Genomic DNA, 23,191 nt, shown 5'->3' on the forward strand with positions numbered 1-23,191 from the left:
CTTCGTCACCCGACCGTTGCCAAGCACCCGCGTGGTGTGCGCCGTTCGGGCCATCGTGGCGATCAGACGACTTCGCGCCGACGAAGCAGGCCGCCGCACCGCGGGATCCGCTCCCCCGGTTCGGTGCGCGTGCCGGGCGCCGACCACCCCGACACGCGGGCGACCCGGCGGCACATCCAGAACGGACCGGCACCCCGCTCCGCGGAGCAAGGCGCCGGTCCGTAGTCGCGGATATCAGTTCACCAGCGGAAAGGAAGCACAACAGCGGCCGACCCGCCACCACGCCGGACAGGCTCAGCAGCGGCGATCCAGCGCCCGTCCGGAAGCCGCTCCACGCCCGTGGCGGCACCGATCTCGGCAGGAGCACTGCTGAACCCCTGCCCGCGCTTGACGAGCTCGGCCGTCTCAGGCTGAGCCAGGAACTCCTTCTCCACCTGGGCCGCGGCGGCGTTGCGCTGCGAAGCGCGCGGCGCGGCGATGGCGTCCACCAGCGACTTGCCCCGATCCACGCGCCCGGTGATCACCTGAGCCACCGTGGTGATGATCGAAGCCCCACCGGGCGAGCCGGTGGCGAAGTACGGCTTTCCGTGCCGCAGAACGATAGTGGGCGCCATGGAGGACCGCGGGCGCTTCCCGGCGGCCGGCAGGTTCGGGTCCGGCACCCCGGGGAACAGCGGAGCGAAGTTGAAGTCCGTCAACTCGTTGTTCAACAGGAACCCGCGACCCGGCACGACGATCCCGTTGCCGCCCTCCGACTCGATGGTCAGCGTGTAGGAAACGACGTTGCCCCACATGTCAGCGGTGGTCAGGTGCGTGGTGTGCTGGCTGCCGACCTCCGCCGCCACGCCCTGGCCGACCGTGGCGCACGCCTGCGGGTTGCGGGGGTCACCCGGAGCCACAGGGCTCTTCAGCGCCTTCTTCGGGTCGATCAGGCACGCGCGGGAATCGGCGAAGCGCTGGGACAGCAGTTCACGGGTGGGCACGTCACCGAAAGCAGGGTCGCCGACCCACCGGTTGCGGTCCGCGAACGCCAGCCGGGTCGACTCCAGGAAGTAGTGCAGGTAGTCCGCCTGCGACAGCTTGGCGACGCTGGTCGGTTCCAGGATGTTCAACGCTTCACCCACGGTCGTCCCACCCGACGAGGGCGGAGCCATGCTGTAGATGTCCAGGCCGCGGTAGTTGGTCCTGCTCGGCTCCCGCAGCGGGGTGTCGAAGCGGGCCAGGTCGGACTCGGCCAGCTTGCCCGGCCGCACGATCAACGTGGACGCCGGGTCCTTCGGCGGCTGCTGGACGGTCCTGACGATGTCCTTGCCGATCCGGCCGTGGTACAAGGACTTCAGGTTGGTGTCCGCCAGCTCGCGGTACGTGTCGGCCATGTCCGGGTTGCGGAACTTCGTGCCGGTCACCGGCGGCTGGCCGCCGGGCAGGTACAACTCGCGGGTCGACGGGAACGCCGCGAACCTGGCCGCGTTGTTCGCGATCTGGGTGCGGAACGTCTCGTCCACCTCGAAGCCGTTGCGGGCGAGCTGCTCCGCGGGCTTCATCACCTCTTTGAGGGATTTGCGGCCCCACAGCTGCAGGGCGCGCTGCCAGGTCCGCGGTGTCCCCGGCACGCCGACGCTCAGGCCGCTGGTGACGCCCTCGGCGAACGGGATCGGGGCGCCGTTCTCCTGGAACAGCGTTTCCGTCGCCGCCATCGGCGTCGTCTCGCGGCCGTCGATCGTGTGCACCTTGCCGGTTCGTGCTTCGTAGAACACGAAGAACCCACCACCACCGATGCCGTTGGAGAACGGGTCCGTGACGCCCAGCGCGGCGGCGGTGGCCACGGCCGCGTCCACCGCGTTCCCGCCCCTGCGCAGCACGGAGATGCCGATCGCGGTCGCGTCGGCGTCGATGCTCGCGACCGCCCCGCCGTAGCCGACCGCCTCTGGGACCTTGGACCGGCTGGGACTGGCGCCCGCCTCCACCCCACCGACGAGCGCGGTGGTGGCGGTGAGCAGTGCGACTAAGGCGGCTGACCTTCGCACGACATGACCTCCCACGAACGATTGAGGTGGCCCACTTTGCCCCGAGCGCGGGACGATCTCAAGCCGAGCGGGTCATCACGTGCTTGACGCGCGTGTAGTCCTCCAGCCCGATCGTGGACAGGTCCTTGCCGTACCCGGACCGGCCGAACCCGCCGTGCGGCATCTCCGGGACCAGCGGGCCGTGCGTGTTCACCCAGACGCAGCCGAAGTCCAGCTCGACCGCCACCCTGGCCGCGCGGGTGGCGTCGGCTGTCCACACCGAGGAGGCCAGGCCTTGCGGGACGCCGTTCGCGCTGGTCACGCCGTCCTGCTCGGTGGTGAACCGCTGGACCGTGACGACCGGGGCGAACACCTCCTCCTGGACGATCTCGTCGTACTGGCGCAGCCCGGAGATCACGGTCGGTGCCATGAAGAACCCGCGCTCGCCGAGCCGCTTGCCTCCACAGTGGACCACGGCGTGCCCTGGCAGCCGGTCGACCAGGCCGGTGACGCGTTCCAGTTGGGCCGCGCTGTTGAGCGGGCCGGTCCTGGCCGCTTCGGCACGGACAGTGAGCGCCGCGACGAACTCGTCGTGCACGCGGTCCTGCAGGAGCACCCGTGAGGCCGCCGTGCAGTCCTGGCCTGCGTTGTAGAAGGCCGCGGCGATGATCCCGTCGGCCGCCTCGGCCACGTCGGCGTCGTCGAACACCAGGGCCGGGGCGTTGCCGCCGAGTTCGAGGTGTGTCCGTTTCACCGTGTCCGCCGCCGCGCGGGCCACCTCGATCCCCGCCCGGGTGGAGCCGGTGATCGACACCATCGCGGGGATCGGGTGCGTGACGAGCAGCCTGCCGGTGTCCCGGTCGCCCGTGACCACGTTGACCACGCCTTCCGGCAGGTGCCGGGACGCCAGGGCGCCGAGCAGGACCGTGCTCGACGGCGTGGTGTCCGCGGGTTTGACGACCACGGTGTTGCCCGCGGCGACCGCGGGCGCGATCTTCCACACGGCCATCATCAGCGGGTAGTTCCACGGTGTGATCTGGGCGATCACCCCGATCGGTTCGCGCCGGAGGCTGGAGGTGTGCCCGTCGAGGTACTCCCCTGTCGCGGCGCCGGGCATCGTGCGGGCCGCGCCTGCGAAGAAGCGGAAGACGTCCGCCGACTGCGGGATCTCCTCGTCGAGCACGACCGCCCGGTCCTTGCCGGTCTCCCGGCACTCCAGGTCGGCGAGTTCGTGCGCGCCGGCCTCGATGGCGTCGGCGATGGCGAGCAGTGCGGCCTGCCGCCGCATCGGTGTGCTCCTGCGCCACGTCGTGAACGCCGTGGCCGCGCGCTGGACGGCCGCGTCCACTTCGGATTCGCGGCAGGCCGGTGCCGTGCCGAACGTCTCGCCGGTCGCCGGGTCGACGAGGTCGATGCTGGTCATCGCTGCTCCAGGTGGGTCGGTGCGAACATCCGCAGCAGCGCCGGGAGGACGACGACTGCCGGTCCCCGGCCCGCCAGCGCCTCGGCCAGGTCGGCCCGCAGCCGGTCCGGGGTCGTCCGGACGGCCGGTACGCCGAAGGATTCGGCCAGCGCCACGAAATCGGGCCGGGTGAGCTCGGTGCCGTTCGTCTCGCCGAACGCGCCGGCCATGTACTCGCGCAGGATGCCGTAGCCGCCGTCGTCCACGATCAGCCACGTCACGTCCAGGTCGTACTGCGTGGCTGTGGCCAGTTCGGACAGTCCGTACATCGCGCCGCCGTCACCGGAGACCGCGAGCACCGGTCCGTCCACAGTGGATGCCGCGCCGAGCGCGGCCGGGTAGGCGTAGCCGAGACCGCCCGCGCCTTGGGCGGTGTGCATCGCCGCTTGCCTCGGGTCCCAGGCCGACCACGCCCAGTACGCCAGGATCGTCATGTCCCAGAAGCTCGGCGCGTCATCCGGCAACGCGTCCCGGACACCGGCGAGCACGTCGCGTTCCACCGCCAGGTCCTGGCTGTCCAGCCGGTCCCGCACCTTCGTGAGCAGATCCGGTACGACCGCGTCCCGCTGCCGCACGAGCGGGATCAGCGCCCGCAGCGCCAGCCGGGCGTCGGCGTGGATGCCCAGTGCGCCGTGGTTGGCTTCCAGTTTGCCCAGATCGGCCTCGATCTGCACGATCCGGCCGCGTGGCCGGAAGGTGCGGTAGTTGCTCGACAGTTCACCGAGGCCGGATCCGACGACCAGCAGCACGTCCGCGTCCCGCAGCACATCGGTGGTGTGCCGGTCCTCCATCCAGGACTGCAGCGAAAGCTCGTGCTCCCAGGGGAAAGCGCCCTTGCCGCCGAACGTGCTGACCACGGGCGAGCCGAGTTTCCCCGCCAGTTCCAGCAGTTGCGGCTGGGCTCCGCCGCGCACCACACCGCCGCCGGCGAGGATCACCGGCCGCTGCGCCTCCTGCAGCAGCTTCGCCGCCTCGGCGAGCAGTTCCGCCCGCGGGGCCAGCGGGACAGGCGCCGCGGACAGGCCGGTCACGACCGGAACCCCGGCCGGTCCCAGCAGCACGTCCTGGGGGATCTCCAGCCACACCGGGCCGGTCGGCGCGCTCGCGGCGATCCGCCACGCCTCCGCGATCGCCGACGGGATCTGCGACGCCGCACGCACCACACGCGTGTGCTTGACGACGTCACGAAAACTCGCCTGCTGGTCGGGCAGTTCGTGCAGGTATCCGCGCCGCGCACCGCCCAGGCCCGCCGACGGGATCTGGCTGCTGATCCCGAGAACCGGCACGCTCGACGCGGCTGCCTCCTGCAAGCCCGCCAACGTCTGCAACGCACCCGGGCCGGTCGAGACGAGCAACGGCGTCACCTCGCCGGTCGTCCTGGCGTGGCCGTCGGCGGCGAACGCGGCGTTGACCTCCGTGCGGCTGCCGAAGTACCGCAACGACGACCGGTGCAACGCGTGGAACAGGCCGAGCGCGTGCTGCCCCGGCAACCCGAACACGTTCCGGGCGCCCAGGGCGACGAGCGATTCGACGACCAGGTCACCGCCGGTCCGGCTCATTCGCCCACACCCATGGCCAGCAGCGAGACGAGGTCGTAGGCGACGTGCGAGGCGGCGATCGACGTGATGTCGGCGTGGTCGTACGCGGGCGCCACCTCGACGACGTCCGCGGACACCAGGTTCAGCCCAGCCAGGCCACGCAGGATCTCCAGCAGTTCCCTGCTGGTCATCCCGCCCGCCTCGGGCGTGCCCGTGCCGGGTGCGTGCGCGGGATCCAGCACGTCGATGTCGATCGACACGTACACCGGGCGGCTGCCGATGCGGTCACGGAGTGCCTCGACCACCTCGTCCACGCCTCGGCGCATCACGTCGGCCGAGGTGACGATCCCGAACCCGAGCCGCGCGTCCTCGGACAGGTCGGCGCGCCCGTACAACGGGCCGCGCGTGCCGACGTGCGACAGCGCGGACGTGTCGAGGATGCCTTCCTCGACCGCGCGCCGGAACGGCGTGCCGTGCGTGTACGGCTCTCCGAAGTACGTGTCCCACGTGTCCAGGTGGGCGTCGAAGTGCAGCAACGCCACCGGTCCGTGCTTGGCCGCGACCGAACGCAGCAACGGCAGGGCGATGGTGTGGTCGCCGCCGACCGTCACCAGTTTCGCGCCGGTGTCCAGCAACTCGGTTGCCTGCTCGGAGATCTCGGTGATCGCCTTGCCGATGTCGAACGGGTTGCCCACGATGTCACCGGCGTCCACGACCTGCGCGCGCTCGAACGGTGACACGTCCAACCCGGGGTTGTACGGCCGGAGCAGGCGGCTGGCCTCACGCACCGCGGCCGGGGCGAACCGGGCACCGGGACGGTAGGAGACGCCGGTGTCGAACGGGACGCCGACCACCGCGATGTCGGCCTTGTCCACCTGGTCGAGCCTGGGCAGCCGGGCGAACGTGGCCGGCCCGGCGTACCTGGGCACCTTCGAGCTGTCGACCGGACCGATCATGCGGGGCCTTCCTCCTTGTGCTCGCCGTTGACACGGCTGTTCCAGTGGTCGAGTACGGCTGCGTCGGTCGGCGGCGTGAGCAGGCTGACCAGGACGTAGGACACGAGGCTGACGCCGAGGCCGTAGTAGATGACCTCGTTGGCCTCCAGCCCGGCGGTGCACATCACGATCACCACGGTGACCGCGCCCGTGATCATCGAGGCCAGCGCGCCCTGCCGGTTGCCGCGCTTCCAGGCCATCCCGCCGACGATCGCCACCAGCAGCCCGCCGACGAGCAGGTTGTAGGCCACGGTCAGTGCGGCGACCACGCCTTCGATCAGGATCGCGGCCACGATGGCCACCACACCAAGCACCAGTGTGAACATCCGGTTGGAGTGCACGTCGTCCCTCGCCGCTGCCCGCTTCACCAGGCGCGGCCACACGTCGTTCGCGGCGACCGTCGACGACGCGATCAACGCGCCGCTGGAGGTCGACATCAGCGCCGCGAGCGCGGCGGCGAGGACCAGGCCGCGCACACCCATCGGCAGCAGGTTCTCCACCGCGGTCGCGAACGCTTCGTCGCGGCTGGACAGGTCCGGGTACAGCGCCTTGGTCGCCATCCCGATCAACGCACCGGCGAACGCGTAGATCACGCAGTACACACCGGACGTGATCCCGCCCCACGTGGCCACGGCGGAGGTGCGCGCGGTGAACACCCGCTGCCAGATGTCCTGCCCGATCAGCAGGCCCAGCGTGTAGACCACGAGGTAGGTGACGATCGTGTCGCCGCCGATGGCGGTGAAGTCGAAGTACGCCGCGTCCAGGCGCTGCCGCATGCCCTCGAACCCGCCCGCCTTGGCCAGCGCGAACGGCAGCAGCAGGAACAGGATGCCGACGGTCTTGACGACGAACTGCACGATGTCGGTCATCGAGATCGACCACATGCCGCCGAGCACGGAGTACAGCACCACGATCCCGCCCGCGAGCAGGATGCTCGACCAGCGGTCGAACCCGAACAGCACCTTGAAGATCGTCGAGGACGCGCCCAGCGACGTGACCGTCAGCATCAGCGCGTACGCCCACATCACCACGCCGGACACGGCGGCCGACGACCCGCCGTACCGGATGTCGAGCATGTCGGAGACGGTGTACACCCGCAGCCGTTGGATCCGCCGCGCGTACGCCGCCGACAACAACAGGATGCCCAGGCCGATCGCGAGCACGAGCCACGCGCCGGAGATGCCGAACTTGTAGCCCAGCCCGACGCCACCGACGGTCGACGCCCCGCCGAGGACGATCGCGGACATCGTGCCCGAGTACATCGGGCCACCCAGCCGCCGCCCGGCCACCAGGTATTCGCTCTTGGTGGTCGCGCGGCGCATGCCCCACCACCCCATCGCGACCATGCCGAGCAGGTAGGCCACAATCACTGCGTTGTCGAGGGCCATGTCGATCTCCTACGCGTGGCGTTTCGTTCCGGTCACCGTAGAGAGCCGCCTCTGGTCTCGTTCAGAGGTTGTTCTGCACAATCTGGCCAGGTGTCGTTGGACGAATCGACTCGGGGAGGCGCGCCGTGGTGCTCCGGACCATCCCGTTGCGGACGCTGGTCAGCCGTGCCGACCTGGGTCTCGAGGTGAAGGCGGGCAAGTCGCGGCTCGACCGGCCGATCTGCTGGGCGCACGTCAGCGAGCTGCGCGACCCGATCCCGTACCTGCTCGGCCAGGAGCTGCTGCTGACCGCGGGCGTGAACTTCCCGCGGACGCCGGCGGAGATCGACGCGTACGTCGAAGGCCTGATCAACGCGGGCGTGAGCGCGTTGGGCTTCGGCGTCACACCGGTGTACGACACGGTGCCGAAGGAACTCGTGAAGGCGTGCCGTGACCGTGACCTGCCGCTGGTCGTCGTGCCGGAACGCACCCCGTTCCTCGCCGTCAGCCAGGCCGTGGGCAACGCGCTCGCCGAGGCGCAGAACACCGAACTGCGGATCATCGCCGACAGCCAGCGCAACCTGACGCGTGCCGCGACCCGTCCACGGCCGATCGAGACCACGGTCCGCTCGCTGGCCACGTCCCTCACCGGCTGGGCCATGCTGCTGGATTCCGACAGCTCGGTCGTCACCCGGTCCGGCCTGGCGCCTGAACCGGGTGACGACCTGCTGTCGCTGGCGGAACGGCTGCGCAGCGGCTCCGGTCCGCGCAGCGCCAGCACCAACGTCGGCGGTGACCACGTCGTCCTGCACCCGGTGGACCGGTCGTCGGTGCTCGTCGTCGGGCGCAACCGGTCGTTCAGCGTGGCCGACCGCGCGGTCGTCGCCATGGCGCTGGCGATGCTCGGCCTGCTGCAACGGGACACCGACACCTCCCGTGGGCACGCGTACCGCCTGGCGGCGCGGCTGCTGCTGGCCGCCGGTTCGGCCGCGGAATCGACCGGGGACCTGCTCGCCGCCTTGCTGGACAACCGAGCCGGTCAGGACTACCGCGTCCTGGCGGGCGTCGACGTGCGGCGGCGGCAACGAGCCGACGCCGACGGCGGCTTCGGGCAGCTCGTGCAGTTGCTCGGCACTCCCCTGGTCGACCTGGCCGGCGGGAGTTTCCGCGCGGTCGTGTCGGCCCGTTCGGCTCCCTCGGCGGCCGCGTTGGAGACGCTGCACAAACGCGGCTGGCTGGTCGGCATGAGCGGAGTCGTCGGCGCCGCGGATCTGCGGCTGGCCGAACGCGAGGCGGTCGCGCTCCGCCGCCGTGCCGCCGCGGCGGGCCACCCGGTCAGTGCGGACAACGAGTCCGAGAGCGTGTCCTCCCTGATCGACCCGGCGCAGGCGCGGGCGTTCGCGCGCCGGACGCTGGCACCGCTGGCCGAGATCCGGTCACCCGGCCCAGCGCACCTGGTCGAGACGTTGCGCGTCTGGCTGGCCAATCACGGCAACTGGGACCGCAGCGCCGTCGCGCTGGACGTGCACCGCAACAGCGTCCGGCACCGGATCGGGCAGATCGAGCGCGCGCTGCACGTCGACCTGTCACAGGCACAGCACCGGATGGACCTCTGGTACGCGGTGAACTGGCTGCCGCAGGACTGGCCGGATCCCCAGTAGGGCCGAAAGTCACAAATCCGCCGAAGTCTTCCGGCACTGTCGGTGACCGGCGCCACGAACGAGGATTGACCGCGATGGCTACGAACTTGGTCAACTACCTCGACGCCCTGGTGCCGGCGGCGGTCAACGGCGACCCTGAAGCGGTCGGCCGGCTGTTGACGACGATCCGGCCCATGGTCGTGCGCTATTGCCGCGCTCGCGTCGGCCGAGGTGAACGCTCCTACACCTCGGCCGACGACATCGCGCAGGAGGCTTGCCTCGCGGTTCTCACCGCACTGCCACGTTACGAGTTCCAGGGACGGCCGTTCCTGGCGTTCGTGTACGGCATCACCGCTCACAAGGTCGCCGACGCCCACCGCGCCGTCGCCCGTAACCGTGAGCAACCGGTCGCGGACATCCCCGACTCGCAGGAGGTCGAGGCGAGCCCGATGCAGCACGTGCTGCAGGGCGAGTCCGCCAGACAGATCAACGACATCCTGGGCAGCCTGCCCGAACGGCAACGCGACATCCTGGTGCTGCGGATCATCGTCGGGCTGTCGGCCGAGGAGACAGCCGCCGCGGTCGGTTCGACAGCCGGTGCCGTCCGCGTCGCGCAGCACAGGGCGTTGACCCGCTTGCGGCGGACGGTCGACATCGCCGAACTAGTCTAGGTCGTGTCTCACAGCCCCCGGCTCCCATCGACCGGGGACTTCGAGACACGACCTAACTCCCAGCCACCAGGCGCGCGCTGCGGCCGTCGACCGCCACCACGTCGCCGTGCCGCAGCTGCCTGCCGCGGCGCACCTCGACCTGGTCGTTGACCGTGACGTCCTCGGTCTCGATCAACTCCTTCGCGTGCCCGCCGTCTTCAGCGAGGCCGGCCAGTTTCAGGAACTGGCCGAGCCGGATCGACTCGTCGCGGATCGGTACGTCACGGATGCTCATCGCCGCTCAGCGTACCGACCTCGTCTGCGCGCCGAGGAACCTCACCACCTCATCCAGTGACCCGGACCTGGCGAACGCCGCGCGCTGCCGCGCGGCACCGCACCCGTCCAGCACCAGCCTGGCCAGCGACTCGTCGACCAGCTCGTAGTCGCCGGCGACCTCCAGCGCCGGGCGGATCCAGCGCACCAGCGCCCCCGCCAGGTCCGCGGCCGGAGCCAGGTGCCCGGTCACGAGGTCGACACCGAGGCCTTCCAGTCCGTCACGCGCGGCACGCCACAACGCCGGGCGCAGCAAGTGCTGCGGCACCTCGCGGCCCCGTGCGCCCGAAGCCAGCGCGGTCGCCGCGATCCCGCGCACCAGCGCGGCCAGCAGGACCGCGTCGGCGGGTGTCGGTGCCACGTCGCTCACCCGGAGCTCGACTGTCGGCTGATGAGCGGAAAGCCTTACGTCCCAATAGAGCATGCCGATGTCCAGCGCGGCACCGCTGGCGATGACGCGCTCACGGGCCGCGTAGTAGTCCGCGGCCGAGTCGAACCACGGCGGTGCTCCCGCCGAGGGCCAGCGGCTCCACATCAGGTACCGCCAACTCGCGTAACCCGTGTCGGTGTTGTTGGCGTACGGGGAGTTCGCGCCGATCGCGAGCAGCGTCGGCAGCCAGTAGCGAAGGTGGTTGCACACCAGGATTCTGGCTTCGTCGTCCGGCAGGCCGACGTGCACGTGACACCCGCACACCGGCAGATCCCCGGTCAGGGCACGGAATTCGCGGGTGATCCGGCTGTAGCGCGGCAACGGCGTCAACGCGTTGGGCCTGCCGTGGCCGAGAACCGGCGTACCCGACGCGATCAGCCACGACCCGTGCCGCTCCGCCTCGTCGGCCAGCACCCGGCGGGCGTCGCTGAGCTGCCGGTGCAGATCCGTCATGCTCACGCAGATCCCGCTGGCCGATTCCACTTGGCTCAACGCGATTTCAGCCTGCAGGTCGTGCTCGTGGCCGCCGATGTCCGACAGGACGTCGGGCGCGCGGTCGGCCAACCAGCCCGATTCCTTGTCCACCAGCAGGAATTCCTCCTCCACTCCCACTGTCAGCAGATCCACCGCCGCCGCGGTCGACAGGTGGTGCCGGGTGCCGAGCTGGGCTTCGCTCACGCCTGCCTCCAGTGACGGCTGTCCTACCCATCGACCCTATGAGTCCGCCCCACCACACCGCATGCGGCGTTGGGCTGAACCGACTGAGAGATTCGGGTATGCAACGTTGTCACCGGGTCCGGACATAAGACAGATGTGACCAATAGTCTGCAGGCTGATCCGCACGCGGATACGCACGGCGACGCTGCGCTGTGGCAACGGGCCGCTTCCGGCAACAAGGCGGCGTTCGGCGAGCTGTTCGAGCGGCACGCCCAGGCCGTGTGGAACCACGCGTTCCGGCTGACCGGTTCGTGGTCACTGGCCGAAGACCTGACGTCCATGACGTTTCTGACCGCGTGGCGCAAGCTGCACGAGGTCACCCTGGTGCGCGACAGCGCCTTGCCGTGGCTGTACGCGGTGGCGGGTAACCTGGCGCGCACGGAGTTCCGCAGCGCGGGGCGGTTCACGAGGTTGCTCCGCCGGATCCCGGCCGCCGACACGGTCGAGGACCACGCGGAGTCCGTTGCCGAGAAAGTCGATGGTGAGGGCCGGATGCGCCTGGTGCTCGCGGCGATCGCGAAGCTGCCGAAGGCCGAGCGCCAGGCTGCCGAGCTGTGCCTGGTCGGTGAGGTGTCCATCGCCGCGGCGGCCGAACTGCTCGGCCTCGAGGAAGTCAGCATCCGTTCCCGGGTCTCCCGCGCCCGTGCCCGCCTGCGCCGTACGCTCGGCGACGATCTGTTGGGAGAGAGCTCGTGATCCGCCAGCCCATGCCACCCCGGCGGGACATGCCTTCCGACGTCCGCGATCGGTTGCGCCGCAGGCTGTGGAGCGAGCTGGACAGGCCGAAGCAGCCACGGCGGAGCCACATCCGGGTGCCGGTCGTCGCCGCCACCTGTGTCGCGGCGGTGCTCGTGGCAGGCTCGGTTGTCTTCGCACAGAACGTTTCCCATGCCCCGGACCAGATGCGCGCGGCGATGGGCGTCGGTTCGGAGCCGTCGCCTGCCGAGGCGCAGCTGGACCGCTGTTACGCGGCGGCCTTGGCCGTCCGCGCCGTGCCAATCCGTCCACAGTGGAAACCCGTGGCCACGTCGGAGGTCAACGGCGTGACAGTCACCTCGGCGAGGGTCGCGGGTAAACCGTTGTTCTGCGAGACGACAACGACGGCGGTGAACGTCTCCGATCCCGATGCCGTCCCCGCCAACGCGGGCACGACGACGACTGGCGTGTTGTTCGCGACCGCCAACGGAACTGTCGCGGGAGTGACCGACCCGCGATGGCGGAGCTTCGACCTGCGGGTGACCGTGGCACCGGACAACACCGTGACCGCCGAACCGGAAGTGTCCGACGGGCTTTTCGTGGCCCGGCTGGGTGTCGCCGTCGGTCCCGGGGTCAAGGTCGAGGCCGTCCACGAAACCGCGCACACGTTCGGTCCCATCCCGCCGCGGCTCGTCCGCCAGGAAAACGGCAGTTAGGCGTTGGCCGGACGGACGCACATGCGCGCCGGAATCCCGCCGATGGGCGTGTGCCGTTCTTGTCATGTCTAATCGGCACCATGACCACATTGACCGCCGAGGACCTCGAGTTCCTGCGCCGCCCGCTGCACGGATTCCTGACCGTGGCCGGGTGGCCCGTCCCGCCGCAGCCGCGGCCGGTGTGGTTCGAGGCCACCGACGAGGGCACGCTCCAGGCGTTCTCGGTGGCCGATTCGCCCAAACTGCGGGCACTGCGCCGTGACCCGAACGCCTCCATCGTCGTCGCCGCCCCGGTGGGTGAGCCCGAACGCTGGGTGGCGGTCGCCGGTCGCGTCACGGTGGAACCCGACGGCGCGCGGGAGTTGTGTGCACGTCTGGGCGCCCGCTACTGGGACCTCGACAACCAGGCCAACGCCGGCGCCCTCGCCGAAATGGTGGACATGGACCTGGTCCGGTTCGTCCTCCACCCGGAGACGGTGCGCCGCTACTCGATCTGACGTCAGACCAGTTCCAGCGGGTCGAGCCGGACGCGGATGGTTTCCGGCAGCTTGCGGGCTGTGCGTTCCTTCTGCGCCACGGTGAGCGCCGCCGCGAGCGCACGGCCGTCGGCCCGTGGCGTGCGAACCAAAGCGCGCTCGTTCTTCTCGCCGATCGGTACCGGGCCGAGGATCTCGGCCGACTCCGGCAGTTCGAGGTGGTCGAGGAATTCCGCCAGCGCGTCCGGTGAGCCGTCCACCGAGGCCATCCGCACCGCCGGTGGGAAACCCAGTTCGGTACGTGCTTCCAGTTCCTGTTCCGCGTGCCAGGCCGGGTCCCACCGCACCAGCGCCTGAACCGGCGCGAACGCGGACTCCGACACGACGACCACGCGCCCGCCGTCGACTCCCGGCCGCACCAGCGCGGCGGCGCCCATCCACCGGCGCAGGGTCTCCTCGGTGGCACGCAGGTCGGCACGGCCGAGCAAAGCCCAGCTGTCGAGCAGAAGCGCGGCGCCGTACCCGCCGTCAGCGACCGGCTCGGCCCCTGGCGTGCAGACCACGAGCGTGGGCGCGCTGGACACCGTGGCAAGGACCTCGTCCGCGCCTGACGTGCGCACGGGCACGCCGGGAAACGCTCGGCCCAGTTCCTCCGCGGTTCGCTTGGAGCCGACGACAACAGCCCTGAGACGTCGTGATCCGCAGTTGCCGCAACGGAAAGCAGCTTCGGCGGCACCACACCACCGGCAGGCAGCCGGACGCGCCACACCGTCATCGTGCCCACCTGGCAGCGCGAGCGGGCCCGCGCACCGGCGACACCGTGCGGGCGCACGGCATTGCGCGCACGCCAACGCGGGGACGTATCCCCGGCGCGGCACCTGCACCAGAACCGGCGCGCCCGCCGCGAGAGCGTTGCGCGCGGCTTCGAAGCTGACTGAGGGCAGCCGGGCCGCGCGGGCGGCCGGGTCCCTGGCCAGTTGGACGTCGGTCTCGCCGATCGCGGTCACGCGGGGCGCGGACTTGCGGACCTCGTCCCTGGCCGCGATCACCTCGTGCGCCCAGCCGGTGTCCAGCAACAGCTGTGCCTCCGCCGTCCGGGCGTACCCACCGATCACCATCGCCGCGCCCGTCTGGTGCGCCCGGAGCGTGAGCACCTCACGCACGTGGGCGTACGGCGAACGCTGGTCGGCGTGCAAGTCGTCCCCGTCGTCCCAGATGACGACCAGTCCCGGGTCCTTGACCGGCGCGAACGCGGTCGCCCGGGTCCCGAGGACGATCCGCGCCGAGCCCCGCAGGACCGCCAGCCAGCGCTTGTACCGCGTGGACGGGCCCAGACCGGCTTCCAGCGCGACAACGGCCGTTTCGTGTGCCTTGCCCACCAGCTCAAGGCACGCGGCGTGCAAACGGGCCACGTCACGGTAGTCGGGCACGACCATGACCACGCCACGGCCGGTCGCCGCCACCGTCACCGCCAACTCGGCCAGCCTGCGCGACCAGTCGTCGTTCGGCAGCGCCTGCCACACCGCGTGCGCGTTGCGGCCCGCTTTCAGCGCGTCCAGGAAAGCCGGTCCGCGCGGGTAGCGGCCCCATCCGGTCTCAGCGGGCGGGTCCAGGTCGACCGGATCGGGCGAGGCCGCCGACTCGGCGCGGGCGTGCCGTGGCGGGATGGCCAGCCGCAGCACGTCCATCATCGCGCCCGCGTACCGGTCGGCCACGGTCCTGGCCAGCTGGGCGATCTGCGGGGCCAGCACCGGCTCGGACGAGACGACCTTCTCGAGGAACATCGGCTTCGGGTGCTCGGACTCCGCGGCGCGTTCGATCACGTAGGCGTCGACGAGCCTGCCGGAGAACCGCACGCGCACCCGGCAGCCGGGCACCACTTGTTCGTCCAGCTGCCCGGGGATCAAGTAGTCGAACGTCTTGTCGAGGTGGGCCAGCGGCACGTCGACGTAGACACGGGCAACCGGAAGGGCGGCAGCCGGGTGCCGTTCGCCTTTGTTCGGCTTGCTCGCGTTGACCACGCACTGAGGTTTACCAGAGGCTCGAGCCATGACCATCTCCGCCCGGGCTTCGCAGGTCATGCGCGGCCTCGCCCTCGACGAGGACCTCAAACAGCGAAACGGCGCGGGCCTCGCGGCCCGCGCCGTTTCACTTCGAAGAACTGCTCAGAGACCGGCGGCCTGCTTGAGCGCCTCCGCGCGGTCCGTGCGCTCCCACGGCAGGTCCAGCTCCGGACGGCCGAAGTGGCCGTACGCCGCGGTCGGCGCGTAGATCGGCCGCAGCAGGTCCAGGTCGCGGATGATCGCGGCCGGACGCAGGTCGAACACCTGCGCGATCGCTTCCTGGATCTTGGTCGGGTCGACGACCTCGGTCCCGAAGGTCTCCACGAACAAGCCGACCGGGGCCGCCTTGCCGATCGCGTACGCCACCTGCACCTCGACGCGCGTGGCCAAGCCCGCCGCCACCGCGTTCTTGGCGACCCACCGCATGGCGTACGCCGCGGAGCGGTCCACCTTCGACGGGTCCTTGCCGGAGAACGCGCCACCGCCGTGCCGCGCCATGCCGCCGTACGTGTCGACGATGATCTTGCGGCCGGTCAGGCCCGCGTCACCCATCGGGCCACCGATCACGAACCGGCCGGTCGGGTTGACCAGCAGGCGCACGTTCGACGTGTCCAGGGTCAGGTCCGCGAACTCCGGCTCCATGACCTGCTCGCGGATGTCCACGCCGAGCAGCCGCTCCAGGTCGATGCCCTCGGCGTGCTGCGAGGACACCACGACGGTGTCCAGCCGCACGGCCTGGTCACCGGCGTACTCGATGGTCACCTGGGTCTTGCCGTCCGGGCGCAGGTACGGCAGCACGCCGTCCTTGCGGACCTTCGTCAGCCGCTTGGAGAGCCGATGCGCGAGGGCGATCGGCAACGGCATCAGCTCGGGCGTGTCGTTGCACGCGTAGCCGAACATCAGGCCCTGGTCACCGGCGCCCTGGCGGTCGATCTCGTCGTCGGCCGACTCGACACGGGACTCGTACGCGGTGTCCACGCCCTGCGCGATGTCGGGCGACTGCGACCCGATCGCGATGTTCACACCGCAGGAGTTGCCGTCGAAGCCCTTGGCCGACGAGTCGTAGCCGATTTCCAGGATCTTCTCGCGCACGATCGCGGGGATGTCCGCGTACGCCTCGGTGGTCACCTCACCGGCGACGTGCACCTGGCCGGTGGTCACCATCGTCTCGACGGCGACGCGGCTACGTGGGTCCTTGCGCAGCAGGGCGTCCAGGATCGAGTCGCTGATCGCGTCACAGATCTTGTCCGGGTGCCCCTCCGTGACCGATTCCGACGTGAACAGCCGGCTGGCCTTGTTTTGTGCCATTACCCCTCACTTCATCACGGATGAGCTGCATGGATCAGACTACTGAAGGATTCAGCCAACCGTTCGAGAAGTGCTCGACTTCATGACGAAGTCCCAGATACCGGCCGCCATTTGCGCCTTCGAACCCAGTGCGATAGGCCTTTCGGAGCCGTCCGCGGCGAGCAGCCACCCGGCGTTGTCCTCGACCTCGAAGGCTTTCCCGTCGCCGACGGCGTTGACAACCAGCAGGTCGCAGCCCTTGCGGGCGAGTTTGGCACGCGCGTGCGTGAGCACGTCGCCGCTCTCGTCACCGGTCTCGGCGGCGAACCCGACGATGTACGGGTCGAACTTCCCGTCCGACCGGGCGACGACGAGTTCGCGCAGCACGTCCGGGTTGCGGGTGAGCGCGACCGGGTCGGGGTCCTGGTCGGTCTTCTTGATCTTGTGGGTGGCCAGGCTGACCGGCCGGAAGTCGGCGACCGCGGCGGCCATCACCACGATGTCGGCGTCGGCGGCGGCCTTGTGCATGGCTTCCCGCAGTTCCAGCGCCGTTCCGACGTTCACGACGTCCACGCCCGCGGGTTCGGGCAACGCGACCGTGTGCGCTGAGACGAGCGTGACCTGCGCGCCGCGTTGCGCGGCAACCCGCGCGAGGGCGTAGCCCTGCTTGCCCGACGAACGGTTGCCCAGGTAGCGGACGGGATCCAGCGGCTCGCGTGTCCCGCCGGCGGACACCACGACCCGCTTGCCCTCCATGTCACGGGGCAGCGCGTCGGCACGGGCCAGCAGCAGCCGGGCGATGTCGACGATCTCGACGGGGTCGGCCAGGCGGCCTTTGCCGGTGTCGGTGCCGGTCAGCCGGCCACTGGCGGGCTCGGTGACCACGATGCCGCGGGACCGCAGCAACGCGACGTTGTCGCGTGTCGCGGGGTGTTCCCACATCTCGGTGTGCATCGCCGGGATCATCAGCACCGGGCACCGCGCGGTCAGCAGGGTGCCGGTGAGCATGTCGTTGGCGTTCCCGTGCGCGGCCCTGGCCAGCAGGTCCGCGGTCGCGGGGACGACGACGACCAGATCGGCGTGCTTGCCGATCCGGACGTGCGCCACCTCGGGAACGTCCTCGAAGACACCGGTGTAGACGGGGTTGTGCGACAACGCCTCGAAAGTGGCCTTGCCGACGAAGTTCAGCGCCGACTCGGTCGGCAGCACCTGCACGTCGTGACCGGACTCGGTCAGCCGGCGCAGGACTTCACAGGCTTTGTAGGCGGCGATGCCTCCGCCGACCCCGAGCACCACCCGGGGGCGGCCGTGAGCCGGGGTGGTCACTCGCCTTCGGTGTGCTCGAGCAGGCCGGAGTGGATCTCGCGCAGCGCGATGGACAGCGGCTTCTCCCGCGGGCCCGGCTCGACGAGCGGGCCGACGTACTCGAGCAGGCCCTCACCGAGCTGCGCGTAGTAGTCGTTGATCTGACGAGCGCGCTTGGCGGCGTAGATCACCAGCGCGTACTTCGAACTGACCTTGTCAAGCAGGTCGTCGATCGGCGGGTTGGTGATGCCTTCCAGGTTGGTGGTCGGCTCGCCAAGTGCGCCCAGCTCGGTGGTCAAGAGGAACTCCAGGGTTTTCGGACAGCGGTACCAGTCATCAAGGTTAGCAACTCGGCCGCGGCCTGCTTCACGTCGGTGTTCACCACCAGCGCGTCGAACTCGCCCTGCGCGTCCAGTTCCTTCTCCGCGACGGCCAGGCGGTGCCTGACCACCTCGGGATCCTCGGTGCCACGACCGGTCAGCCTGCCGACGAGGGTCTCCCACGACGGCGGGACCAGCATGACGAGTTGAGCCTCGGGCATCGCGACACGCACCTGCCGCGCGCCCTGCAGCTCGATTTCCAGAATGGCCGGTTTGCCCGACGCCAGTGCGTCGAGCACCGGCTGACGGGGTGTGCCGTAGCAGTTTCCCGCGTATTCGGCCCATTCGAGGAACTCGCCACGCCCGGCCAGCTCGTCGAACCGCGCACGGTCGACGAAGTGGTAGTGGGCGCCGTCGATCTCTCCTGGCCGCTGGTTGCGGGTGGTCATCGAAACGCTGAAGAAGACAGTCGGGTCCATCCTGCGCAGCTCGGCCACCACAGTGGACTTGCCGACACCGGACGGGCCCGACACGACAGTGAGCCGGGGCCGGGCGCGCACACCCGTCCCCGGCTCGCCTGCACTCAAGTGACTGCCAGTCACTCGCCGCTGAACTCGGCGAGCAGCGCTTTGCGCTGCCGGTCGCCGAGACCCCTGAGGCGGCGGCTTGGGGCGATCTGCAACCGCTCAATGATTTGGTTGGCACGCACCTTGCCGACGCCGGGGAGAGCTTCCAGCAGGGCGGTGACCTTCATCTTGCCCAAGACCTCGTCGCTGTCGGACTGGGCGAGCACGTCCTTGAGGGTCGTGCCGCCTCGCTTCAGGCGCTCTTTGAGCTCAGCCCGGGCCCGACGAGCAGCAGCCGCCTTCTCCAGCGCTGCGGCCCGCTGCTCCTCGGTCAGCTGGGGAAGGGCCACGATTTCCTCCGTGGGGTGGGTGTTTCCGGATCGGGTGCTGGCGACCGTACCGACACGCCCGGGTCAAGGACAACGTGGGTCTGCGATCCTGCGCAGATCACGCGTGGTACATCAATGGTGACCCGCGGCCGACACGATCGCGTCACGAGTCCGGAGAGCCTCGCTACGCAGCGCGAACACATCCGGGCCCGCTTTGAGTACCCCTCTCGACGACGTGGGAAGCACGTTACGCAGGGAATTCCCGAAGATTGTCCGGATATCGGACAACGTGCCCCCCTGTGCCCCGAAGCCGGGCACCAGCAGGGGTCCGTTGAGTGCGCCCAGGTCCACGCCGAGCGACCCGATGGTCGCCCCGACAACGAGACCGATTCCCCCGATCGGCCGAACTCCGGCGTTGCGTTCGGCGGCAGCGTCCACGACCGTTTGCGCGATGCTGCGTGGGCCGTTGAGCGCACGCTGCACCTCCGGCGCCTCAGGGTTCGAGGTCAGGGCGAGGACGAAAACACCGCGCCCGGACTTCTCCGCTGCCTGCAAAGCGGGTTCGAGAGAACCGAAACCGAGGTAGGGCGACAGCGTTACGGCGTCCGCCGCGAGCGGCGACCCGTCGGTCAGGTACGCCGCCGCGTAGGCCGTCATGGTCGAGCCGACGTCGCCGCGCTTGACGTCCAGCAGGACGAGCGCGCCCGCCTGCTGAGACTCCGCGATGACCCGCTCGAGCACCGCGATGCCCTTGGAGCCGTGGCGCTCGAAGAACGCCGACTGTGGCTTGAGGACCGCGATCTCCCCCGCCAAGGCCTCGACGCAGGTCATGGCGAACCGCTCGAGCCCGTCGGGCGTGTCGGCCAGGCCCCACTGCTCCAGCAGGCCAGGGTGCGGGTCGATGCCGACGCAGAGCTGCCCGCGCCGCGAGACGAGCGCGGTCAGCCTGGCCCCGAACGACTCCGTCACGCCTTGCCTCCTGTCTGCGCCTTCAGGGCCTCTTGCAAAGCCTGCAACGGCCGGACGTTGATCTCACCCCGGATCAGGGCCTCGATGCCCTGCACGGCCGCTGCGGCGCCCTGAATCGTGGTCACGCAGGGGATGTCGCGCGCCACGGCGGCTGTGCGGATCTCGTAACCGTCCACACGGGGCCCGCTGTTGCCGTACGGCGTGTTGATCACCATGACCACCTCGCCGCCGAGGATCACGCTCACCGCGTTGCGCACCGACCCGACTGGCGCCTCGAAGTGCTTGGGCACCTCCGCGCACGGAATGCCGTTGCGGCGCAGGACTTCCGCCGTGCCCTGGGTGGCGATGATCTCGAACCCGAGGTCGGCCAGCCGCTTGACCGGGAAGATCATCGCGCGCTTGTCCCGGTTGGCCACCGACACGAACACGTGGCCCGAGGTGGGCAGCGAGCCGTAGGAGGCGGTCTGCGACTTGGCGAACGCCTTGCCGAACGAGGTGTCGATACCCATCACCTCGCCGGTGGACTTCATCTCCGGGCCCAGCAGCGAGTCCACGCCGTGCCCTTCCGGCGTGCGGAAGCGGTGGAACGGCAGCACGGCCTCCTTGACCGCGACCGCCGCGTCCGACGGCAGTTCGCCGCCGTCACCGGAGGGCGGCAGCATGCCCTCGTCCCGCAACTGCTTGATGGTGGTGCCGAGCATGATCCGCGCGGCGGCCTTGGCCAGCGGCACCGCGGTCGCCTTGGACACGAACGGAACCGTCCGCGACGCGCGCGGGTTGGCCTCCAGCACGTAGAGCTGGTCGTCCTTGAGCGCGTACTGCACGTTGAGCAGGCCGCGCACGCCGACGCCCTTGGCGATCAGCTCGGTCGACCGGCGGACGTTCTCCAAGTCCGTCCGGCCCAGCGTGATCGGCGGCAGCGCGCACGACGAGTCGCCGGAGTGGATACCGGCTTCCTCGATGTGCTCCATCACGCCGCCGATGAACACCTCATCGCCGTCGCACAGCGCGTCGACGTCGATCTCGATGGCGTCGTCGAGGAACCGGTCGACCAGGACCGGGTGCTCCGGCGAGACCTCGGTGGCCCTGGCGATGTAGTCGGCCAGCGTGGAGTCGTCGTACACGATCTCCATGCCGCGCCCGCCGAGCACATAGGACGGTCGCACCAGCACCGGGTAGCCGATCCTGTCCGCGATCCGCTTGGCGCCCTCGTACGACGTGGCCGTTCCGTACTGCGGCGCAGGCAGACCGGCGGCGGTGAGCACCTCGCCGAACGCACCGCGGTCCTCGGCCAGGTTGATCGCCGCGGGCGGCGTCCCGACCACCGGGACGCCCGCGTCGGCGAGGCGCTGGGCCAGACCGAGCGGGGTCTGACCGCCGAGCTGGACGATCACACCTGCGACCGTGCCGGACTCCTGCTCGGAGTGCACGACCTCCAGCACGTCCTCAAAGGTCAGTGGCTCGAAGTACAGCCGGTCGGACGTGTCGTAGTCGGTGGACACGGTTTCCGGGTTGCAGTTGACCATCACGGTCTCGTACTCGTCGGCACGCAGCGCCATGGCCGCGTGCACGCACGAGTAGTCGAACTCGATGCCCTGGCCGATGCGGTTGGGCCCGGAGCCGAGGATCAGCACCTTGGGCTTCTCGCGCTGCGGCGCCACTTCCGTCTCCGCCGACGGGTCGGACTCGTACGCCGAGTAGTGGTACGGGGTCTTCGCGGCGAACTCGGCCGCGCAGGTGTCCACGGTCTTGAACACCGGCCGGATGCCCAGGCGGTGGCGCAGCGTGCGGACGCCGTCCTCCCCCGCCAGCTCCGGCCGCAGCGCGGCGACCTGCCGGTCGGACAGGCCGGCGCGTTTCGCCCTGCGCAACAACGGTTCGTCGAGCACGGCGGCGTCGGTGATCTCGGCACGCAGCTCGATCAGCGACAGGATCTGGTCGACGAACCACGGGTCGATGCCGGACGCCTCGTGCACCTGCTCGACCGACGCGCCGAGCCGCAGCGCGCGCTCGACCGTGTACAGCCTGCCGTCGTGCCCGGCCCTCAGCTGTTCCAATGTGGACTCGAGGGTGGCGTCTGCCGGGTCTGGCGTCGTCCAGAAGCCCGCGGCCTTGGTCTCCATGGAGCGCAGCGCCTTGCCGAGCGCCTCGGTGAAGTTGCGGCCGAGCGACATCGCCTCGCCGACGGACTTCATCGTGGTGGTCAGCGTCTTGTCCGCGCCGGGGAACTTCTCGAACGCGAACCGCGGCACCTTGACCACGACGTAGTCCAGCGTCGGCTCGAAGCTCGCCGGGGTCTCGCCGGTGATGTCGTTGGGGATCTCGTCGAGCGTGTAGCCGATGGCCAGCTTGGCGGCGATCTTGGCGATCGGGAACCCGGTCGCCTTGGACGCCAGCGCCGACGACCGCGACACGCGCGGGTTCATCTCGATGACGACCATGCGGCCGGTCTGCGGGTTGATGGCGAACTGGATGTTGCAGCCGCCGGTGTCGACGCCGACCGCGCGCAGCACGTCGATGCCGACGTCCCGCATGTGCTGGTACTCGCGGTCGGTCAGCGTCATCGCGGGCGCGACGGTCACCGAGTCGCCCGTGTGCACGCCCATCGGGTCGATGTTCTCGATCGAGCAGACGACCACCACGTTGTCGTGCCGGTCGCGCATCAGCTCGAGCTCGTACTCCTTCCAGCCGAGCACGCTCTCCTCGATGAGCACCTCGGTCACCGGCGACTCGGCCAGGCCGAACGACGCCAGCCGCTCCAGCTCCTCCGGCGTGTGCGCCATGCCGGAGCCGAGCCCGCCCATGGTGAACGACGGCCGGATGACCACGGGCAGGCCGAGTTCGGCGACGGTCTCGCGGACCTCGTCCATCGAGTGGCAGACGCGGCTGCGCGGGGTCTCGCCGCCGATCTGGGCGACGATGTCCTTGAACTTCTGCCGGTCCTCACCGCGCTGGATCGCGTCGATGTCGGCACCGATCAGCTCGACGTCGTACTTCTCCAGCACACCGCGCTCATGCAGCGCGACGGCCGTGTTCAGCGCCGTCTGGCCGCCGAGGGTGGCCAGGATCGCGTCGGGGCGTTCGGCCGCGATGACCTTCTCGACGAACTCGGCCGTGATCGGCTCGATGTAGGTGGCGTCGGCGAACTCCGGGTCGGTCATGATCGTCGCCGGGTTCGAGTTGACCAGGCTGACCCGCAGGCCTTCCTCCCGCAGCACGCGGCAGGCCTGGGTGCCCGAGTAGTCGAACTCGCACGCCTGCCCGATCACGATCGGACCGGAGCCGATCACGAGCACGTGCTTGATGTCTGTCCGTTTGGGCATCTG

At 70.1% G+C, this 23,191-nt stretch carries 20 protein-coding genes; 5 read left to right on the top strand and 15 right to left on the bottom strand.

All coding sequences use genetic code 11. The features are described from left to right. Nucleotides 1–239 precede the first annotated feature (239 nt). From ggt to AOZ06_RS36615, 5 genes are read right to left on the bottom strand one after another with little or no spacing between them, the layout of a single operon-like run. Nucleotides 240–2,042, bottom strand: coding sequence for a gamma-glutamyltransferase (gene ggt / locus AOZ06_RS36595; protein WP_417999909.1), 1,803 nt, complete (start codon nt 2,040–2,042; stop codon nt 240–242). A 43-nt stretch (nt 2,043–2,085) separates the two neighbouring features. Further along, nucleotides 2,086–3,429, bottom strand: a complete 1,344-nt coding sequence (locus AOZ06_RS36600) for an aminobutyraldehyde dehydrogenase (RefSeq protein WP_054293558.1) — start codon at nt 3,427–3,429, stop codon at nt 2,086–2,088. After that, complete coding sequence (locus AOZ06_RS36605) at nt 3,426–5,027, bottom strand: thiamine pyrophosphate-binding protein (protein WP_054293559.1); 1,602 nt, start codon at nt 5,025–5,027, stop codon at nt 3,426–3,428. The genes AOZ06_RS36600 and AOZ06_RS36605 overlap by 4 nt, the downstream gene beginning before the upstream one ends. Then, nucleotides 5,024–5,962: an agmatinase gene (speB, locus tag AOZ06_RS36610; RefSeq protein WP_054293560.1), complete on the bottom strand. Its 939-nt coding sequence runs from the start codon at nt 5,960–5,962 to the stop codon at nt 5,024–5,026. Before speB ends, AOZ06_RS36605 begins: the two co-directional genes overlap by 4 nt. Further along, the gene (locus tag AOZ06_RS36615) at nt 5,959–7,389 is read right to left on the bottom strand and encodes a sodium:solute symporter family protein (RefSeq protein WP_054293561.1); all 1,431 of its coding nucleotides are present in this window, start codon (nt 7,387–7,389) and stop codon (nt 5,959–5,961) included. The genes speB and AOZ06_RS36615 overlap by 4 nt, the downstream gene beginning before the upstream one ends. A gap of 125 nt (nt 7,390–7,514) precedes the next feature. Here AOZ06_RS36615 and AOZ06_RS36620 point away from each other — a divergent pair, with 125 nt between their 5' ends. Further along, on the top strand, nt 7,515–9,029 hold the full coding sequence (locus tag AOZ06_RS36620; protein ID WP_054293562.1) for a PucR family transcriptional regulator: 1,515 nt from the start codon (nt 7,515–7,517) through the stop codon (nt 9,027–9,029). A gap of 74 nt (nt 9,030–9,103) precedes the next feature. Further along, a complete protein-coding gene (locus AOZ06_RS36625) occupies nt 9,104–9,679 on the top strand; it encodes a sigma-70 family RNA polymerase sigma factor (RefSeq protein WP_054293563.1) in 576 nt (191 codons plus the stop codon). A gap of 52 nt (nt 9,680–9,731) precedes the next feature. On the opposite strand, the gene AOZ06_RS36630 is transcribed toward AOZ06_RS36625, so the two are convergent. Both AOZ06_RS36630 and AOZ06_RS36635 read right to left on the bottom strand, forming a co-directional pair. Further along, a complete protein-coding gene (locus tag AOZ06_RS36630; RefSeq protein WP_054293564.1) occupies nt 9,732–9,953 on the bottom strand; it encodes an RNA-binding S4 domain-containing protein in 222 nt (73 codons plus the stop codon). Nucleotides 9,954–9,959: 6 nt separating this feature from the next. Continuing rightward, on the bottom strand, nt 9,960–11,099 hold the full coding sequence (locus tag AOZ06_RS36635; RefSeq protein ID WP_054293565.1) for a carboxylate-amine ligase: 1,140 nt from the start codon (nt 11,097–11,099) through the stop codon (nt 9,960–9,962). A 135-nt stretch (nt 11,100–11,234) separates the two neighbouring features. Between AOZ06_RS36635 and AOZ06_RS36640 the strand changes: the two genes are divergently transcribed. The 3 genes from AOZ06_RS36640 (at nt 11,235) to AOZ06_RS36650 (ending at nt 13,047) form a co-directional block, all read left to right on the top strand. Continuing rightward, complete coding sequence (locus AOZ06_RS36640) at nt 11,235–11,834, top strand: RNA polymerase sigma factor (protein WP_054293566.1); 600 nt, start codon at nt 11,235–11,237, stop codon at nt 11,832–11,834. Beyond that, nucleotides 11,831–12,550 (top strand): hypothetical protein, encoded by a 720-nt coding sequence (locus AOZ06_RS36645; RefSeq protein ID WP_157233449.1) that lies wholly within the window; start codon nt 11,831–11,833, stop codon nt 12,548–12,550. Before AOZ06_RS36640 ends, AOZ06_RS36645 begins: the two co-directional genes overlap by 4 nt. Before the next feature lie 80 nt (nt 12,551–12,630). Next, nucleotides 12,631–13,047: a pyridoxamine 5'-phosphate oxidase family protein gene (locus tag AOZ06_RS36650; protein WP_054293568.1), complete on the top strand. Its 417-nt coding sequence runs from the start codon at nt 12,631–12,633 to the stop codon at nt 13,045–13,047. A gap of 2 nt (nt 13,048–13,049) precedes the next feature. Here AOZ06_RS36650 and AOZ06_RS36655 read toward each other — a convergent pair whose 3' ends face one another. The 8 genes from AOZ06_RS36655 to carB all read right to left on the bottom strand — a co-directional run bounded on the left by AOZ06_RS36655 (nt 13,050) and on the right by carB (nt 23,188). Beyond that, nucleotides 13,050–15,083, bottom strand: coding sequence for a primosomal protein N' (locus AOZ06_RS36655; RefSeq protein ID WP_225953602.1), 2,034 nt, complete (start codon nt 15,081–15,083; stop codon nt 13,050–13,052). A gap of 108 nt (nt 15,084–15,191) precedes the next feature. Further along, nucleotides 15,192–16,397, bottom strand: coding sequence for a methionine adenosyltransferase (metK, locus tag AOZ06_RS36660; RefSeq protein WP_054293570.1), 1,206 nt, complete (start codon nt 16,395–16,397; stop codon nt 15,192–15,194). A gap of 51 nt (nt 16,398–16,448) precedes the next feature. After that, nucleotides 16,449–17,669, bottom strand: a complete 1,221-nt coding sequence (gene coaBC / locus AOZ06_RS36665) for a bifunctional phosphopantothenoylcysteine decarboxylase/phosphopantothenate--cysteine ligase CoaBC (RefSeq protein ID WP_054297186.1) — start codon at nt 17,667–17,669, stop codon at nt 16,449–16,451. A 29-nt stretch (nt 17,670–17,698) separates the two neighbouring features. Continuing rightward, complete coding sequence (gene rpoZ / locus AOZ06_RS36670) at nt 17,699–17,980, bottom strand: DNA-directed RNA polymerase subunit omega (protein ID WP_033390145.1); 282 nt, start codon at nt 17,978–17,980, stop codon at nt 17,699–17,701. Next, the gene (gene gmk, locus AOZ06_RS36675; RefSeq protein WP_054293571.1) at nt 17,977–18,588 is read right to left on the bottom strand and encodes a guanylate kinase; all 612 of its coding nucleotides are present in this window, start codon (nt 18,586–18,588) and stop codon (nt 17,977–17,979) included. The genes rpoZ and gmk overlap by 4 nt, the downstream gene beginning before the upstream one ends. 11 nt (nt 18,589–18,599) lie before the next feature. Next, nucleotides 18,600–18,917 (bottom strand): integration host factor, actinobacterial type, encoded by a 318-nt coding sequence (gene mihF, locus AOZ06_RS36680; RefSeq protein WP_054293572.1) that lies wholly within the window; start codon nt 18,915–18,917, stop codon nt 18,600–18,602. Between the two features lie 111 nt (nt 18,918–19,028). Next, nucleotides 19,029–19,865 (bottom strand): orotidine-5'-phosphate decarboxylase, encoded by an 837-nt coding sequence (gene pyrF, locus AOZ06_RS36685; protein ID WP_054293573.1) that lies wholly within the window; start codon nt 19,863–19,865, stop codon nt 19,029–19,031. Next, on the bottom strand, nt 19,862–23,188 hold the full coding sequence (gene carB, locus AOZ06_RS36690) for a carbamoyl-phosphate synthase large subunit (RefSeq protein WP_054293574.1): 3,327 nt from the start codon (nt 23,186–23,188) through the stop codon (nt 19,862–19,864). Before carB ends, pyrF begins: the two co-directional genes overlap by 4 nt. Nucleotides 23,189–23,191 lie beyond the last annotated feature (3 nt).

Origin of the sequence: Kibdelosporangium phytohabitans, from assembly GCF_001302585.1 — a bacterium.
Classification (GTDB): Bacteria; Actinomycetota; Actinomycetes; order Mycobacteriales; family Pseudonocardiaceae; genus Kibdelosporangium; species Kibdelosporangium phytohabitans.